At 36.2% G+C, this 16,405-nt stretch carries 10 protein-coding genes and 1 pseudogene; 10 read left to right on the forward strand and 1 reads right to left on the reverse strand.

The window, feature by feature from the left end; all coding sequences use genetic code 11:
• Window positions 1-148: 148 nt before the first annotated feature.
• From AC0IWE_RS00625 to AC0IWE_RS00670, 10 genes are all read left to right on the forward strand, one after another.
• On the forward strand, window positions 149-1,270 hold the full coding sequence (locus AC0IWE_RS00625; RefSeq protein WP_471791519.1) for a redoxin domain-containing protein: 1,122 nt from the start codon (window positions 149-151) through the stop codon (window positions 1,268-1,270).
• Window positions 1,271-1,656: 386 nt separating this feature from the next.
• Window positions 1,657-2,028: a BlaI/MecI/CopY family transcriptional regulator gene (locus AC0IWE_RS00630; RefSeq protein WP_463496437.1), complete on the forward strand. Its 372-nt coding sequence runs from the start codon at window positions 1,657-1,659 to the stop codon at window positions 2,026-2,028.
• A 93-nt stretch (window positions 2,029-2,121) separates the two neighbouring features.
• A complete protein-coding gene (locus tag AC0IWE_RS00635; protein WP_471791520.1) occupies window positions 2,122-4,161 on the forward strand; it encodes a M56 family metallopeptidase in 2,040 nt (679 codons plus the stop codon).
• A 126-nt stretch (window positions 4,162-4,287) separates the two neighbouring features.
• Entirely contained in the window at window positions 4,288-5,598 is a 1,311-nt protein-coding gene (locus AC0IWE_RS00640) for an alpha/beta fold hydrolase (protein ID WP_471791521.1), read from the forward strand.
• A gap of 96 nt (window positions 5,599-5,694) precedes the next feature.
• Window positions 5,695-7,347 carry a DNA repair protein RecN gene (recN, locus tag AC0IWE_RS00645; RefSeq protein ID WP_471791522.1) on the forward strand — a complete coding sequence of 551 codons (1,653 nt, stop codon included), beginning with the start codon at window positions 5,695-5,697 and terminating at the stop codon, window positions 7,345-7,347.
• 196 nt (window positions 7,348-7,543) lie between these two features.
• Entirely contained in the window at window positions 7,544-8,227 is a 684-nt protein-coding gene (locus AC0IWE_RS00650; protein ID WP_471791523.1) for a carboxypeptidase-like regulatory domain-containing protein, read from the forward strand.
• A 782-nt stretch (window positions 8,228-9,009) separates the two neighbouring features.
• Window positions 9,010-10,263, forward strand: a complete 1,254-nt coding sequence (locus AC0IWE_RS00655; protein WP_471791524.1) for a carboxypeptidase-like regulatory domain-containing protein — start codon at window positions 9,010-9,012, stop codon at window positions 10,261-10,263.
• 88 nt (window positions 10,264-10,351) lie between these two features.
• On the forward strand, window positions 10,352-11,419 hold the full coding sequence (locus tag AC0IWE_RS00660) for a PA0069 family radical SAM protein (RefSeq protein ID WP_471791525.1): 1,068 nt from the start codon (window positions 10,352-10,354) through the stop codon (window positions 11,417-11,419).
• Between the two features lie 59 nt (window positions 11,420-11,478).
• The gene (locus AC0IWE_RS00665; RefSeq protein WP_471791526.1) at window positions 11,479-12,351 is read left to right on the forward strand and encodes an ATP-grasp domain-containing protein; all 873 of its coding nucleotides are present in this window, start codon (window positions 11,479-11,481) and stop codon (window positions 12,349-12,351) included.
• A 224-nt stretch (window positions 12,352-12,575) separates the two neighbouring features.
• Window positions 12,576-13,448, forward strand: a complete 873-nt coding sequence (locus AC0IWE_RS00670) for a hypothetical protein (RefSeq protein ID WP_471791527.1) — start codon at window positions 12,576-12,578, stop codon at window positions 13,446-13,448.
• A 63-nt stretch (window positions 13,449-13,511) separates the two neighbouring features.
• On the opposite strand, the pseudogene AC0IWE_RS00675 reads toward AC0IWE_RS00670, so the two are convergent.
• Window positions 13,512-16,065 (reverse strand): annotated as a pseudogene (locus AC0IWE_RS00675) (ATP-dependent Clp protease ATP-binding subunit).
• Window positions 16,066-16,405: the final 340 nt, after the last annotated feature.

Below are 16,405 nucleotides of genomic sequence, written 5' to 3' on the forward strand. Positions count from 1 at the left end.
GGTTAATTGTTTAAATTGGTTCATTGTACATCGTGCCCATCAGTTAATCGGTTTCAACGGTTAACCTTTATACAACATTAATTACTTGATTGAGCCCTTAAATCGGTTAACTGAATTATAATCGCTCAAAATATAGTTTCTAAAAACGATGAAAAGATTTTTATTGATTACGATCTGTCTTTTACCATTAAACCTACTGGCGCAATCTTCATTTAGCATTAAAGGCTATGGCAAGGCTTATAAAGATGGCGATAAGATGTTTTTATCTTTTAGGCAAGGTGACCAGTTAATTCAAGATTCTACTTTAGTAAACAAAGGATCGTTTGAGTTTAAAGGAACTTTTAAAACTAAAGTGAGAGGCTATGTTTGCCGAAATGACAACCCTCGTTACGCATCCGAACTATTTGATGCGTTTGATGTTTACATCGAATCAGGACAGATTACACTGCGTTCTCCAGATACTTTAAACAATTCCATTATTTCGGGGACTCCATTAAATAATGATTATGCCACACTTTGTGCGGCATTACGGCCTGTGACAGAAAAAACAAGAAAATTAAAAGACCCAAATAAACTAAGCGCAGAGGAATTGAAAGATACAGCCTTGGTAAACCTAACAAAAGCACGTATTATAGATGCATATGATGAAACTTTTCCCATCCAATTTAATTTTGTAGATACACATCCAAATTCTTATGTAAGCTTATTCGCTTTAGTTAAAATGGTACGCTCCAGTAAGTATCTATCAGAGGTAGAACAAAGTTTTGCCAAATTATCTGCTGCGCTCAAAGCAATGCCAGAAGGTTTAGAAATTGCCAACAGGATTAAAGAAGGGAAAAAGATTTCAGTTGGAATGATGGCAAAAGACTTTACTCAAAATGATATAAATGGCAAGCCCACTAAACTTTCATCCTATCTGAATAAATATGTTCTTGTTGATTTTTGGGCTTCGTGGTGTCTGCCCTGCAGGGAAGAAAATCCAAATGTTTTAGCTGTTTATGAAAAATACAAGGAGAAAAATTTTACGGTTTTAAGTGTGTCAATCGATATATTGGCAAATAAAGCCAAATGGTTAAACGCTATCAAGGAAGACCGGTTACCATGGATGCAGGTTTCTGATCTTAAAAAAGAAAACGAAGCAGCTAAGCTTTACGGTATTACAACTATACCAGCAAATGTACTTATCAGTCCTAATGGAAAAATAATTGCCAAGGATATTAAAGGAAAAGAATTACGCGATAAAATGGCTGAATTATTAGGTGCTAAATAATTTCAAGCCCGTCAGTAAACTAATTAACCAGTTTCATCTGTTAACTGATAAGTAGTTTCCCCTATTTGTGGGATTAATTGTTTAGAAAAGCAATCTCAGCATTTCAATTAAAGCCAGTCCTGCTTTTTGTTCATATGCCTGCAGGCCTTAAACACAGGCCGGTATCCACATCAATCAGGTTTAATTAACAAAGTCAGTTTTTCATTGGGGGTTTCTTAACCATACTGTAGATGCAACATTCTTCATTCTTGGGCGTCTGATAAACAGTTAACCAGCTGACCAATTTCAAGAACTAAGTAATAAAGTTAAAAATTTGTTAAAATATTTTGATCTTACGAATATCTTCGTACATTTGAATACGAAATAATTCGTACAACTTGTAACATATGAATAATCAAAACATCAAACCAACAGAAGGTGAAATGGAAATCCTCCAGGTGCTTTGGCAAAAGGGGAATGCAACGGTAAGAGAAGTTCATGAGGCGTTGAATAAAAAAGATTCTGGTTATACCACTACCTTAAAATTAATGCAGATTTTGCATGAAAAAGGAATGGTAGAAAGAGATACCAATCAAAAAACACACATCTATAAAGCATTGGTAAGTCAGGATAAAACCGAAAAGCAATTGGTAACTAAAATGATCGACAATGTATTTAATGGCTCGGCGGCGAGATTGGTAATGCAGGCCCTGGGTAATCACAGTGCAAGTGCGGATGAGATTGATGAAATTAAGAAATATTTAGACAGCCTGAAATAAGGCATAGTTGAAGGTTAGAAAGTGTAGGGTATAGCTCCCTAATTATGCAATAACACTTCGGGGTATCCCGGTAAAAAAATTAAAACCACCGTTATGGAAACTTTATTACAACAATTCATCAAGGCATTTGGCTGGAGCATTTTAAACTCCCTTTGGCAAAGTGCTGTTATTTATGGCATATTATTTATTGTGATGCTAAGCATCCCGAAAATGGCCGCAAAACATAAGCACAACCTCGCTTTTGGTGCCATAATTTTAATGTTTATCGGTTTTGGCTATAATTTTATTCATCAGTTAACATTAACCATAAATAATCAGGCAGCTGCAATCAACCCACAAAATATACAGGCTTATCAATATTTTAACAACCTGCCACCAAGTTTTAGCAGTAAAGCCGAACAATACTTCCCTATCGTGGTGGCATTTTACCTCATCGGTATATTGCTACAGTTGTTTGTGATTGTGAAAGGTTACAGTCAGCTTTCTAAACTAAAAAAAGAAAGTTTAAGTGCTATTCCTGATGGTTGGAAAGCAATTTTCGAGCAGGTAACCGCGCACCTTAAAATTAAAAAAAGCATCCAGTTTAACCTTTCTTCTATTGTTAACGTGCCTTTGGTTATCGGCTATTTAAAACCTGTGGTATTGTTTCCCCTGGCATTGGTAAACCAATTGGATAACGATCAGGTTGAGGCCATTTTAATCCACGAGCTATCGCACATCAGAAGAAACGATTTTCTATTGAACCTGATTAAAACTGCGATAGAAACTTTATTGTTCTACAATCCATTTGTTTGGATGGCCGGCAGGTTTATACATATTGAACGCGAACATGCCTGCGACGATCTGGTATTAAAAGTGACCGGAAAACCATTAAACTATGCGCATGCCCTACTTAAACTCGAGTTATTGAAAGATAAAAACAGCCAGGCTTATGCATTGGCAGCAACAGGTAAAACACAAAATTTATATCAACGCATTAAAAGAATAACCAACATGAAAACAAATTATTTAAACGCCAAACAACAAATGGCAGCCCTAACACTGGGTGTAGCGTGCCTGTTTTCTATTGCCTGGATCAATCCTACAGAAAAGAAGAAAGAAACCAAAAAACAGCACAAACAAGAAATTTTAACTGTACAGCTATCAAACGGATTAATAAACAATGTGATTTGTACGGATACAACAAAAAAACGCAAGATTAAAATTGTTACCATTGATGCAAATGGAAATAAAAAAGAGTACAATTCCGTTAAAGAAATGCCAGACAGCCTAAGGAAAGATTTCTACAGAGACGAGCTTTTTGCTGGTAAAAGTATCTACCACATTCAGGCTGACAGTTCATTTAAGATTAAATTCAGCGATTCACTTTTAAAAGGAAAAATATTTAAAGAATTCGATTCCCCTGAAGCTCAAGCCAAATGGAAAAAGTTCGGCGAAGACATTGCCAAACAATACAGCTCACCGGAGGCACAGGCCAAATGGAAAAAAATGGGAGAAGAAATGGGCAAGAAAATGAACTCACCAGAAGAACAGGCAAAGTGGAAAAAATTTGGTGATGATATTGCTAAACAGTACAATACACCGGAGGCACAGGCTAAATGGAAAAAAATGGGTGAAGAGATGGCGGCCAAAATGAATACACCAGAATTTAGGGCACAAATTGATAACATCAGGATACAGGCATTGAAATCAGGAGATATGATTCGCTTGTCAGGATTAACAAAACTGAATGTTGATTCTATATTTAAAGGCAACAAAAATGCCCTTACCGGTCCAGATGGAACAGTATTATTTCTTAACGAAAACAATAATGCGAACAGCAAAGTAAGACAGACTGAAGAATATAAAAAACTGAAAGAAAAATTCGACAGTGAAGTAAAAGAGCTGAAAGAGAAAATGGAGAAAAAAGAAAAAAAGGAAAAAGTTGAAGGCGGTAATAAACGCTCACAAATTAGTCCTGCGGTAATTAATTTCAACAACAAAGATTTTTCAAACCCTGCAAAAGTTTTGAAGATTGAAAATGCGATGGTAACCTACAAAAAAGAGGATTTTAAAGTTGCCGATCAATTGGCCTCAAAAAGTTTTGTACAAACGAATGATATCGCCATTGCCATCCAATCTGCAATTAGATAAAACAAAAAAATACATATTAAACCAAACACATCATTAGCAGCGGAGATTATTCTTCGCTGTTTTTGTTTACGAATTTCTAACCAAGCCTAAAATTGTACCTTAGCGAAATTCTAAAACATATCAATAATGCGCGCTATCAGGTTCAAAATTCTTCCTATTCTAATTCTTTTAAATCTATCTGCACTTGCCCAAACCAAGATAACATCGAACTCATTTTATTTTGGAACCATCTTAAACATCGAAAAATTTAAAGGTAAAGATTTTAGATATTCGCTTGAACTTAAGTCTACCGAGACAGATTCACTTAAAAAAATTGTAATTCAAACCCGCCAGGTAGTTAGTAAAGATGAAATGCTAAAGGCGAATGCTGCAAAAGACTTGGTTAAAGATACTTTATGGCATCAGATTAATGTAAACGGCAAAATAAATTTCAAAGCCAAAGAAATGTGGCTCTATGCAACCTTTGAAGGTAACGGGAACTTTTTTGCAGATAATTTAAAATTTGAAGTGAAAACTGAAGACGGTAACTGGAGAGAAATTCCAATTAAAAATGCAGACTTCGAGAACCACGAAGATAATCCATTGAAAGGTTTTTTAACAAGTGCCAAAATACCAGATGGTACAACTATTAGTATACAGCCCAGAACAGATTCGGTAAAAGGTAAAGCACTTCTTATTAAATCTACCAAGGCAGCAATAATATGGAAAACAAATTATGGAAGCAATAAACGAACTGGAAAATACTGCAATGTAAATGGAATAAAAATTTATTTTGAAATTTATGGAAAAGGAGAACCTTTATTAGTGTTGCATGGAAATGGTCAATCTATAGTAGATTTCAGCAACCAGATTCCGGTATTGGCAAAAAATTATCAGGTCATTACAGTTGATAGTCGTGCACAGGGAAAGAGTATAGACAATGATAGCAGTAAATTAAGTTACGATATTTTTGCAGCTGATATGAAAGTACTTTTAGATTCGCTTAACCTTAAAAAAGTAAATATTTTAGGCTGGAGCGATGGAGGAAATACTGCTTTAATTATGGCAATTAAATATCCCGAATATGTAGGAAAGCTAGTTGTAATGGGTGCAAATTTAAATCCCACGGAAAATGCAGTTGAAAAAAACATGTTGAATAAACTAAAGAAAGATTTAAAAGTGCTGCAACAACAAAAAGATGTTGAATCCGCACAAATGGCAAGATTACTCATAATGCTTTCTACAGAGCCAAACATTAAACTAGACGAATTACATAAAATTCATTCAAAAACATTGGTATTGGCAGGAGAAAAAGATGTGATCAGAGCTGAGCACACCAAATTGATTGCAAATAATATTCCTCAGTCTCAATTAATCATTTTCAAAAAAGAGACACATATGGTTCCAAGTGAAAATCCCACTCTTTTTAACCAAACTGTTCTTGATTTTTTAAATTAAGCTGATATAAATATAGCTTCTTTAACACAAAGTTTATTCTTCGCTGTTTTTGTTTTGTACCGTCCTGTTGAATAAATTTTAATATTTTTGCTAAGCATGCTACACAAACTTTCTATACGTAATTACGCATTAATTGATAGTCTTGATATCGAATTTGATAAAGGCTTAAATATTATAACTGGTGAAACCGGCGCAGGTAAATCAATCATACTTGGTGCATTATCGCTAATTTTGGGTCAGCGGGCAGAGAGCAAATATTTTTTTAACCAGGATAAAAAATGCGTTATTGAGGGCAGCTTTACCCTTGCTGATGAAAACTTAAAAGATTTTTTTGAAGAAAATGACCTGGATTTTTCGAAAGAAAGTCTTTTACGGAGAGAAATATCAATAGACGGTAAAACCAGGTCGTTTATTAACGATACGCCTGTTAATTTATCTATTTTAAAGCAAGTGGGCGAAAAGCTGATTGATATCCACTCACAGCACGCAACACAAGAAATAAATGATGCCGATTTTCAATTGTTAATTGTAGATTCTCTGGCCAATCATCAATCCCTGTTGCTTGATTACCGCAGCGGATTTAAAAAACTGAAGCACGATACAAGCCTTTTAAAAAAACTAGTTGCCGAAGCTGATGAAGCTAGAAACAAGCAAGATTATGAACAATTTCTTTTTAACGAACTCGAGCAGGCAAAATTACAGGATGGTGAACAAGAAGAGCTTGAACAAGAATTAGCGCGACTAACCCATGCAGAAACCATTAAGAGAGCCTTACTTACTGCATCTGGCTTAATTAATGAAAGCGAACCTTCTGCCCTGCAAATTTTAAAAGAAGCTTCATTACAATTGCAGAGTATAGAAAAATTTGATCCCGAAATTAACGTACTATATGAACGTTTGCGCTCGTCTATTATTGAGATAAAAGACATTACCGATGAGGTTTCTACCATAGAGGGTAATACCGTACACAGTGCCGATCGACTTGAAATTGTAAACCAAAGGCTCGATCTATTTTATACACTTCAACAAAAACACAGGCTGGCCAATAATGCTGAGTTAATTGCGTTTCAAAAACAACTTGAAGACAATTTAACCAAACTTTTATCTTCTGATGAGCACATTGAAAAATTACAGCAGGAAATTGATCTGCTTAAAATAGCTTTACAAAAACAGGCCAATCAGTTAAGTGTTAACCGCAAAAAGGCAATTAAAGTAGTAGAAGATCAAACTGGCATTACCCTTAAACAAGTTGGGATGCTGAATGCTAAACTGGTATTGGATCAAAAGCCTTTAACCGACTTAAATAAAGATGGTTTGGATGAAATTAACTTACTATTTACGGCAAATGCAGGTCAGGCTCCGGCCCCGGTAAATAAAGTTGCTTCAGGTGGTGAATTATCCAGGTTAATGTTGGCCATAAAAGCCCTTTTAGCGAAACATACTTCACTTCCTACGATTATTTTCGATGAGATTGATACCGGAATTTCTGGTGAAACAGCACTAAAGGTTGGAGAAGTCATTTCTGATTTAGGCGAGAATATGCAAGTAATTTCAATTACACATTTACCTCAGATTGCAGCCAAAGGAACATCTCACTATTTTGTGCATAAACATGAAGACGGTGGAAAAACCACCACAGGAATCCGCAAACTTAAACAAGAAGAGCGGATTGGTGTAATTGCCGAAATGTTAAGCGGCAAAAACCCTGGAGCTTCCGCAATCGAAAATGCCAAGGAATTGCTTGCATAGTGTACCAAAACACTTAAATGTGTTATAAAGTAGAAAAAGATAAAGCGAACGGGGCAAAAACCATTTCAGAGATTGTTTATTAACGTGCTAGCAAATGTTAGCGTCTGGCAGCATGATCTATTTAAAAAGACTGGAATCGTATCAATAAATGAAATGTTATTTTTAAATAACTATCCAATTAGTTTATATTTAAGCGATGAAAACGATTGCGCTTATCTTCTCGATAATAATCATTGGTAATTTTTGCTTCGCGCAGCAAAGCTATATACTTTCTGGTCTGGTTAAAGATAAACAGGGAGAACCTTTACCCGGCGTGGCCATATACGTAAGCGATTATAAATTGGCTACTGCTACAGATAACCAGGGAAAATATGTACTAAAACTTAAGCCTGGTAATTACACTATTTTAGTGCAGCTAATCGGTTTTAAATCTACTGACAAAGCCATAAGTATTGAGGATAAAGATGTTCGTGCAGATATTTTACTTACAGAAAGTAGCACGCAGCTCGCAGAAGTAACCATTAAACCCGATCCCAACCGCATGGCTTATCTTAATACTTTTAAAGCATACTTTATAGGTTTGACCGATAATGCCGACAGGTGCAAAATCCTAAATTCAGAATTGATCAGGTTTGATTATGATAGTGAAAAACGGATTTTGAATGCCACAACAGATGATTTTTTGATTATCGAAAACCAGGCATTAGGTTATAAAATTAAATTTTTAGTAAAAGAATTTCAATATGATTATCGCGCTGGAATCGTTTTTTATGAAGGCTTTCCACATTATGAAGATTTGCCTGGAAACGCAGCCAAAAAAGAAAAATGGGAGAAAAAAAAGAATAGAAGCTTACAACGGTTCTTCTCAACATTTCTTTAGTGCGCTGTTTAACAACCGCACCAAAGAAGAGGGTTTTATCATCAATAAACTGATCAAAAACCAAGCGCAGGAATCACTTGCAGATAGCATTGCACAATCTCAGGAAAGCGGTTTCACAGCCAGAACATTAACGCTACCGGGTGCTACCACTTTTATCCAACCAAAAAAAACAGTTGCAAAAGATAAACTAGAAAAACTTAGTCTGGGCCATAACGTCGCAATGCTGAACAGAACAGAAATTTCGACAGATACACTGGTACATTGGTATAATGACGACATTAGAAGAATAAATTTCACCAATGTATTATATGTAATTTACACAAAAGAAAAGGAAAGCAGCAGTTATTTAAGCAGGGTCCGAATGTCTATAAATAGGCCGTCAGACTTAGGAAGGGCACAAATCTCCTTAATTAATCTGCGTGGAGGATCAGTTTTCTTTTATAAAAATGGAGGCATCAATAATGCACGGTCAATGATCAATGAAGGTTACTGGGCCTGGGAAAAAGTTGCCGATAGTGTCCCCATGGATTATCTTCCTCCGCTTAATGTAGAAACAAAATTGAAATAACAACCAACGGCTATGTACTAATTTCGGTTTGTTGATATGTTAATTGCAATCATGCTAAAAAAAGAAAATGCTATAGTTGTTTCATCACGAATAATAAAGCGCAATAGTCCAACTAACCTACTCTGGTAGGTAACATATCTACTATTATTAATGATTACTCCCAAATGTTAAAATTGTTAAAAATCTTTTTCGTTTTTAATAAATCTTAAGCCTTTTGGTTACATTCGTCTCCATGATTAAAAGCTTTTTAGTGGCCCTCATGCTGATCATTTTGGGTACTAATGCCATTGCTCAAAACACCTTTACAATCAGTGGTCTGGTTAGAGATCAGAAAGATGGATTGCCCGGCGCAAGTATTTATTTGAGCGGTTATAAAATTGCTACAGTGGCCGATAACGACGGGAGGTTTAAATTAGCTAACCTTAAACCCGGCAGTTATGATATCCTTGTTCAACTGGTTGGCTACCTCCCCTATTCCAAAAGCGTAATCATTTCTGATAAATCTGTCCAGGTAGAATTGGTTTTGAAAGAAAATGTGGCGCAATTAGAAGAAGTTGTTATCCGGGCAGATCCTAACCGCCAGAAATACATCAATCAGTTTAAAGAGTTTTTTATCGGCAAAACCCCCAATGCCTTACAATGCAAAATATTAAATCCGCAGGTTTTAAATGTTGATTTTGATATTACTAAAAGTACACTTACCGTTTCTACAACAGAATTTTTAGTGGTTGAGAACAAAGCATTAGGGTACCGCCTTAAATATATGCTCGATCATTTCGAATATAATTCGCGCACACATATTATTTACTATTCCGGTCATCCGTTTTTCGAAGAATTAAAAGCTTCTGCGGCCAAAAAGAAAAAATACATCGCAGCAAGAGAAGTTGCTTATTATGGCTCATCGCAACATTTTTTCCGCTCACTTTATGCCAATAAAACACAAGAAGAAGGCTTTATCATCAATAAAATGATTAAAGTGCCTAACCCTAACCGCTATCCCGAATACATTATCAATACCAATTTAGAAAAGATAAAAGCGGTACCAGAAAAAACAGGCATCAGACAAAACAAAGGAAAAATAGATACAGCCTTGTTTAATTTCTGGATGAAGCAAAAAGAAATGCCGAAAACAATCGACAGGTTTTCAAGGGCAGAAGTACTTACCGATACTTTGGTGCATTATTTTAACCAGAATTTAAAGTACCTGAGCTACACCGATGCACTGTTGATCCAATATACCAAAGAAAAAGAATCGCTTGCCTACTCCAATACAGGTTTTTGGATTTTCAGACCATTGGATGTGCCTGAAAATGAAATTTCTGTAGCCAATTTAACCGGAGAAGGTGTCCGTTTTTACGAGAACGGAGGCATTTACGATTCACGTTCGCTTTTATATGAAGGATTTTGGGCTTACGAAAAAGTAGCCGATATGGTACCGATGGATTATGTGCCACTCCTTAAAAAATAACTTAACCGAATAAAACCCTGTATATAAATGTTGAAAAGTAAGCTATAGTGAGCTTTAAAATTACTAAATATATTAGTAATTTTAATTCATGATCGGTGAAGAAGAAAAACAGTATTTTAAAGGCAGGGGTGCCCAGGTTAATCCACACAATAAATTTTTAAAAGATGTTTATGTGAAAGAACACCAGGAAGGGATAGATGACTGGGAGGAAAGCGACCGCAAAACAGCCTTTATTTTTGAAAACTCCAAAACAATTGTAAATAAAGTAGATAGCCCAGATGTAGGCATGGCCTATTCCTTAAATCCATATCAGGGATGTGAGCATGGCTGCACCTATTGTTACGCCCGCAATTCTCACCAATATTGGGGATACAGCGCAGGAATAGAGTTTGAAAGAAAAATAATTGTTAAAAAGGATGCCCCCGAATTATTTAAAAAGTTTTTAGAAAAAAAGGGATGGGATGCATCTACCGTTTCACTATCAGGTAATACCGACTGCTACCAACCTGCCGAAAGGAAATTTAAACTTACCCGGCAATTACTGGAAATAGCACTGGCTTACAAGCAGCCTATCGGCATGATTACCAAAAATTCTTTAATCCTCCGCGATCAGGATATTTTACAAGAAATGGCCAGATTAAACCTCTGCATGGTATATGTATCCATCAATAGCCTAAACGAAGATCTCCGTCAGGTAATGGAACCAAGAACCACAACTGCAAAACAACGCTTAAGGGTTGTAGAAGAATTAAGCAAAGCCGGTATCCCCATGGGCGTAATGGTTGCACCGCTTGTACCAGGATTGAGCGACCATGAAATACCAAAAATTTTAAAAGCAGTAGCCAATGCAGGAGCCATTAAAGCAGGCTATACTGTTGTACGTTTAAATGGAGCTATCGGACAGATATTTGAAGATTGGCTGCGAAAAAATTTTCCAGATCGCTTTGATAAGGTTTGGCATATGATACAAAGTTGCCATGGTGGAAATGTGAATGACAGCAGGTTTGGCGACAGAATGCGCGGTGATGGAAATATTTCGCAAATGATAAGGGATAATTTCAGGCTGCATTGCCGTTTAAATGGGTTAAATGCAAAAGATATAATTCTTGATCATACCTTATTTAAAATCCCTAGCAACCAGGTGAGTCTGTTTTAAAATTAGCAAAGTGGATTGCCGGTTTGTATTAAAACTTTTTAAAACCTAGTTTTATTGCCATGAATATAGCATTAGTAACCTACCTGGATAAAGGTGCTTACGATACCACAACTGTAGAAAGCGAAGACGATAAGCTTTTGGATTTTTTAACAGCAAAGGGTTTAAAAATTGAGAAAGTAATCTGGAACGATCAAAACATAAATTGGGAGAATTATTCGCTTGCGATTTTAAAATCACCATGGGATTATTTTGATCTGATTGATGATTTCTATAACTGGTTAACTCTTTTGGAGACAAAAAACATAAATCTGCTCAATCCCATTGAAGTGGTAAGATGGAATTCGGATAAAAAATACCTGAAAGAGATCGAAGCCGCAGGGCTTAAAATTACGCCGAGTTACTTTATACAACGGAAAGAAAATATTGATCTAAAACATTCCTTTGCACAGTTCGACACCAACAAGCTGATTGTAAAACCCTGTATAAGTGGTGGTGCAAAAAATACATTTAAAGTAACCACCGAAAATGTGGAAGAAATAAATGTGCAGCTAAACCAGCTTCTGCAGGAAGAAGATTTTATTGTGCAGCCTTTTTTACCAGAAATATTAGAGAATGGAGAATGGTCTTTCATTTTCTTTAACGGCGTATATAGCCATTCATTGATAAAACAGGCTAAAGCTGGCGATTTCAGGGTACAGCCCGCACATGGCGGATCTGTTCATCCACAAAAGTCAAATGCTGAATTAATTGCCAAAGCACAACAATATGTTACTTCATTTGCAAAAAACTGCCTTTATGCAAGAGTAGATGGCACTATCGTGAATGGAGAATTTTTATTAATGGAACTTGAGTTAATAGAGCCTTTCCTGTTTCTGAATACAGAACCCGAAAATTATGAAAGGTATTATAAGGCACTTCAAGAGCTCATGTAAAAACGATTAGAAACAAAGTTATTTAGCAATTATAAGCTTCTTATTTTGAGCACAATGCAATACAACCGGAAATTTTAACTGGAATATATGCTTTAACTCATTAAAACAGGTAATCCACTCATTTTAAATACTTGCTCACCCATTTAGCCAAATTACAATACCTTCAATTCATAATTTTATTCTAAATCAATCAAGCTGATTTACAAATCCTTAGAAATAAAATTATGAAAACAAGAACAAAAACTAAACAAACTTTAATTCTGATATTAATTTTTGTAAGTCTGGGAGTTGCCTGCAAAAAAGAAATCGCAACACAAGGACCACAAGGCGAAAAAGGAATAGCCGGGCCGGCCGGAAGCACAGTTTTAAGCGGAAATGGTGTACCTGCAGCGGCTACCGGAGTTATTGGCGATTTTTACCTGGATTTAGCAACAAGTAATTTTTATGGACCAAAAAAAGCTGATGGCTGGGGAGTTGCCTTTTTGTTAAAAGGCCAAACCGGAGCAACTGGTAATACAGGTGCTGTAGGAAACACCGGTGCACCTGGCAGTCAGATTATAAGTGGAACCGGAATTCCGGATGCGGTAACTGGTACAGTAGGAGATTATTTTTTGGATAAAAACAGTTATAACTTATACGGACCTAAAGTAGCCACTGGTTGGGGCACGGCATTATCTTTAAAAGGAACTGCAAATGTTATTTATTCAGGTTGGAATGTTGCCAAGAATTTTAGAGATACAACTTCAGATAACACAGCGCTGAAGGCTGCAGATTTGCTAGCACCAGCATTAACCACAGCGGTAATTAATGGCGGTTTGGTGCAGGTATATTTTAACTTTGGAGGTGGTGTTTATGCTTTACCTTATTCATCGTATGCCGGAGGAAAATTAAATACCATCAGCTATTTTCCCAGATTAGGGCATTTTATTATCACAAGGTTTACTGCTGATAACAGCAACAGCATTCCACTATCTACAGCTTTACAATACCGGTATGTAATTATTCCCGGTGGAACCGCGGTGGCACTGGCAAAAGATGAGGGCTTGAAGCTCACGGATTATGAAGCAGTAAAAAAGTTTTATGCAATAAAAGACTAAACATATTTTCACAAATTAATCTCTTCAAAAAAAAACTCCCGATTTTCATCGGGAGTTTCTTATTTATTTACTAGAAGAATCTTCTTCTTGCTTCGGTTCTTCTTTTTTCTTCTCACCTTTTTTATGGTTGATAGAAATCAATTCGGTAGCTTTATCGTAATCAATTTCTAAAACATCTCCTTCGGTTAAATCACCTTTAAGGATTTCTTCAGCAATTGGATCTTCTAAATATTTCTGGATCGCTCTTTTTAAAGGGCGGGCACCAAAATTACTATCAAAACCTTTATCAGCGATATAATCTTTAGCGTTATCAGTTAAGGCAATTTCATAACCCAAGGTATGAACACGGCCGAATAATGCTTTTAATTCAATATCAATAATTCTAAAGATTTCATCTTTACCTAAACTATTAAATACAACTACATCATCAACACGGTTTAAGAACTCAGGTGCAAAAGCACGTTTTAATGCACTTTCAATTACACCCCGACTGTGAGAATCTGCTTGATTTGTTTTTGCTGCTGTAGAGAAACCAACACCTTGTCCGAAATCTTTTAGCTGACGGGCACCAATGTTTGATGTCATAATGATGATTGTATTTCTAAAATCAACTTTACGTCCTAAACTATCAGTCAACTGGCCTTCATCCAAAACCTGCAACAAGATATTAAATACATCAGGGTGCGCTTTTTCAATCTCATCCAATAAGATTACGGCATAAGGTTTTCTTCTAACTTTTTCAGTTAACTGGCCACCTTCTTCATAGCCTACATATCCCGGAGGCGCTCCTACTAAACGTGAAACTGCAAATTTCTCCATGTATTCACTCATGTCAATCTGGATCAATGAATCATCACTATCGAACATGAAGCGGGCCAATTCTTTTGCCAATTCTGTTTTACCTACACCTGTTGGGCCTAAGAAAATGAATGATCCGATTGGTTTTTTAGGATCTTTCAATCCTGCTTCTCGTACGTTGAATAGCTTTAGTCAATTTCTTGATCGCATCATCCTGACCGATAATTTTCTCAGCCACTTTATCGTACATGTTCAACAGTTTTGCACTGTCTGTTTGGCCAACACGTTGTACCGGTATACCAGTCATCATCGAAACCACCTCGGCTACATTATCTTCTGATACTTCATAACGTTTAGTTTTGGTTTCAGCTTCCCACTCAGCTTTGGCTTTATCTAATTCTTCAATTAAATTTTTCTCTGTATCGCGAAGTTTTGCAGCTTCTTCATATTTCTGACTGCGTACCACTTTGTTTTTCTCTAACTTAATATCCTCGATTTTCGCTTCGATATCAATAATATTCTGTGGAACATGAATATTGGTTAAGTGTACACGAGATCCGGCTTCATCTAAAGCATCAATAGCTTTATCTGGTAAGAAACGGTCTGAAATATAACGTGATGTTAAAGTAACGCAAGCTAAAATTGCCTCGTCGGTATATGTTACACCGTGGTGTTCTTCATACTTATCTTTAATACGGGTTAAAATTTCTACGGTTTCATCTGGAGTAGCAGGCTCTACCATCACTTTTTGGAAACGACGGTCTAAAGCACCATCCTTTTCAATATATTGACGGTATTCATCTAAAGTTGTGGCACCAATACATTGAATTTCGCCCCTTGCCAAAGCAGGTTTGAACATATTTGATGCATCTAATGAACCCGATGCACCACCAGCACCAACAATTGTGTGAATCTCATCAATAAACAAGATTACATCTGTCGATTTTTCAAGCTCGTTCATCACGGCTTTCATACGTTCTTCGAACTGGCCACGGTATTTTGTGCCGGCCACTAACGATGCTAAATCTAAGGTAACTACACGTTTGCCAAAAAGCACACGCGAAACTTTACGTTGAACAATACGTAAGGCTAAACCTTCAGCAATTGCAGATTTACCAACACCTGGCTCGCCGATTAAAATCGGATTGTTCTTTTTTCTGCGGGATAAAATCTGCGATACACGCTCAATTTCTTTCTCGCGGCCTACAATCGGGTCTAAACGACCTTCTTCTGCAGCCTTTGTTAAATCACGACCAAAGTTATCTAAAACCGGTGTTTTAGATTTTATATCCGAAACCTTTTTAGGTGTACTAAAGCTTTCTTCTTCGCGATAATCATCGTCGCCTCCTGTAGAAGCACTGTTTGAGATATCATCTCTGAATCCATTTTTATTCACTTCAACCTCCTGTTTAAAAACATCGTAAGTAACACCATATTGTAATAAGATTTGAGAGGCAATGTTATCATCATCTCTTAAAACCGATAACAATAAATGTTCGGTGCCAATTAAATCGCTTTTAAATATTTTAGCTTCTAAGTAAGTAATCTTTAAAACTTTTTCTGCCTGTTTAGTTAATGGAATATTGCCTAAGTTTACTGTAACACTCGAAGTACCGCGAACGGCATCTTCAATTGAGCGGCGCAATTTACCGGTATCAACTCCTAACGATCGTAAAATTTTTATAGCCATACCATCGCCTTCGCGGATGAGGCCTAATAATAAATGCTCGGTTCCAATGTAATCATGCCCTAATCGGAGCGCTTCCTCCCTACTAAAAGAGATTACATCTTTAACCTGTGGTGAAAATTTTGCTTCCATAATACCTTTCTTAACAGCTACGTCCCTAAACTATAAAATAAATTATAAAAAGCGACTGTACCATTTCGTTTATTTTATCAACAATTGCGCCATACGGGTGGATAAAAGGCAGTATACATATCCACCAACCTAAAAATTACGGTAAGAATATCGTTTCGATAAAGATAAATTCCGCTATATCTATCTACGTAATAACTGTTTTACAGGTTTTAAAAGGTGCTTTTTAAATCGCTTACCTTATAAGTTATCATTTTGTCGGTTTATTGTAAGGATTTTTTCGATTTGAGTAACTGACAATTTGTTGCTTTTTACTAAAGCAATTTACAAGTTTTGACAGAAA

This window comes from Pedobacter sp. AC402 (genome assembly GCF_979252805.1).